At 64.9% G+C, this 2522-nt stretch carries 1 protein-coding gene; it reads left to right on the top strand.

All coding sequences use genetic code 11. The features are described from left to right. Positions 1–661: 661 nt before the first annotated feature. The gene (locus WFH44_RS21325) at positions 662–1246 is read left to right on the top strand and encodes a dihydrofolate reductase family protein (protein ID WP_336716650.1); all 585 of its coding nucleotides are present in this window, start codon (positions 662–664) and stop codon (positions 1244–1246) included. The last annotated feature ends 1276 nt before the right edge of the window (positions 1247–2522 follow it).

The following is a 2522-nucleotide window of genomic DNA, read 5'->3' as shown; positions in this document are numbered from 1 at the left end:
GGAGGGTGTGGGAGAGTAGGTCACCGCCGGACACAACCACCACGATGAGGGGCACCGCCAACGACGGCGGCGCCCCTCACCGCATTTAACCACCACAACACAACACACACACTTCCGGGCTCCGCCGCACCCCCGCGGCCGGAGCCCGCCCCGTTAAAGCCGGCCCTACCGGAGTTGCGGAGGGGGCGCTGGCCGGCGCCTCGATGTCGGGATGGGTGCCTGGGGCCTCCCCGGGTATGAAACTCTGACTGACTTGTTCAGGAGACCTCGACCTGTCTGATGCTGCCTTTGGCCGCGTTGACCTGGCCACTTTCTGCCGGCTCGAGGAACTCGGGCTTGAAGTGACGCGTCAGCGCGTCGAATCCGATTGTCTGCTGCTGGCTTGCCGGGCCACCTTGCCTGACCAGGGGCGTCGCCTGTGCGGCTTGAGGCGCACACCGCGGGGGACGGCGCGGCGCATCGGTTGGGGCACGAGCTGCTGAGCCGGCGTCAAACCGCTTTGGAAGTCACGGTCCGCCACTGCCGGTGCGCCGGCTCTCCGTTACCTCACCAAGCACATCACCGGGCACCTGCTGGCAGCCGGCGGGATCAGGCCGCAAGCACATCCTCGATCATCGAGAGGTTGCTTGCAGGTTGAGGCCGAACCATGGAAGCTTGCGCCATGCGGAAGCTGAGCTACGGCATGAACGTGACCCTGGACGGCTGTATCACCGCGCACCTTCCAGGTCAACCGTCGGGATCCGGCGATATCGGCTGGAGCGTGCCGAGCGACGAGCTGTTCCAGTGGTGGCTCGACCGGGAGCGGGCGAACAGCCTGTCGCTGTACGGGCGCAAGCTGTGGGAAACGATGAGCTCCTACTGGCCGACCGGCGACGCGCAACCCAACGCGACCTCGGCCCAGATCGAGTTCGCGCACAACTGGCGGGACACACCGAAGGTCGTGTTCTCCTCTACGACCCACAAGGTTGACTGGAATACCCGCCTGGTCACGGGCGATGCCGTCGCCGAAATCACCCGCCTCAAGGCCGAGGACGGCGGACCGATGGCGATTGGCGGCGCGACCCTGGCCGGGACGGCCATGCGAGCCGGGTTGATCGACGAGTACCTTCTAGTTACTCATCCCGTTCTGGTAGGCGCGGGCATTCCCTTTTTCGCCGCACTGGACAGCTGGGTGAACCTGGATCTCGTGGAGAGGACGGCGTTCCCAGGAGGCGTTCTCCTGACCCGGTACGAGACGCTGCGGTGAGCGCACCCTCCCACCGAGGATGCGAGTCGCGCTGACTGCTGCACGGCTCCGCACGCGGAATCGGCAGCCGCACAGATCATCGCCGGATGCCTGCGCGTCGGCTGTCGGGCGCAGCCGGGCAGCCGCCAGCGCCAGACGTATGCCTCAACGAGAGGGCGCGGCACAATCCTGCGCGCCAGTGGCCCCAGGGGCCCGGAAGCAGTTCTCCCGGGTGTAGGGGATCAACCGTTCTAAGCGGACATCGCCGACGTACGGACTGATCGGCCCTGGATTGCTTATGGACGACTGGCGCCGAACATCCGGGCCCGGGACTCTTCGGACCGGGATGCTGCCGGTCGGCTCAGCGTCCTGGGCAGCGGCCCGGTGCCCGGGGAGGCGACCGCTGCGTTTGAGCCCATCGCGCCCATATTTTTCAGCTTTCGGGCCGACCGGACACTGTAGGTCTTCCGGGAGTGCGTAGGTGCCGGGGCGTGACTGATCCTAGCGTGGGTGCTGAAGCGCGGCCGAGCCATGGAGGCCGGGCATCTTCGGTCCTACTTCCGTGGTCGGTGCTGATCCCGGACGGCCTGCCACGGCGTGGCGTCGGGCGGAAGGATTTTGGTCACATGCGCGGGTGAGTGTGGCAGGGGGGTGTGCCGGCCGGGGGTGTGCGGGTTGGGGGCCGGTTGTTGCTGTGTGGTGGGTTGGGTGGGGTGAGGGTCACAGTGCGGGTTGTGGGTGGTGTCGGGGTGTTGGGGGTGGGTTTGGGGTGGTTGTTGGTTGTGGTGGCGGGGTCTTGGGGTGGTTTGTGGGGGTGTGGGGTGTGGGTTTGCGGTTTGGGGTGGGGGCGTGTAATGTTTTCTGAGCCGCCGCCGCGGGGCCGGGTTTTGTTCCGGTGGGTGTGCAGGTCGGCGAAATTCCATTTCTTTCCCTGGTTTTGATGGTTTTGTGCTGTCGTGTTGGGGTTGGGGGTGGGGCGTGATGCCGGTGGGTGGATCGGGTCGGGAACGGCCGGTTTGCGAAGTGCCGGTGGATCGGGTAAGTTAGAAAAGTTGCTCCGGAGCGATGCGGGGCCCTTGAGGGGGTTCTGCTGGTGCCGGGTGCTCCTGTTGTTTGAGAACTCAATAGTGTGCCAAGTTTGTTGATACCAATTTTTTGTTGGTTGAGATTGTGTCGTGGTGTGCCACCCCGTGGTGTGCTGCGATGTTTTATCAGCCTGGATTTGAATTTTGTGCATGCCTGGCCGGCTAATTTTCCTTGGCCGGCGGGTGTGTGTCTGTTTGAAACATTAACGGAG

The sequence above is a fragment of the Arthrobacter sp. USHLN218 genome (assembly GCF_037144715.1).
Taxonomy (GTDB): Bacteria; Actinomycetota; Actinomycetes; order Actinomycetales; family Micrococcaceae; genus Crystallibacter.
Note: the sequence above shows the minus strand (reverse complement) of the source record. Positions and strands in the feature narration are given on the sequence as shown.

Coding starts and splice junctions, on each gene's coding strand:
- WFH44_RS21325 (WP_336716650.1), top strand. CDS start 662: ATGCGGAAGCTGAGCTACGGCATGAACGTGACCCTGGACGGCTGTATC.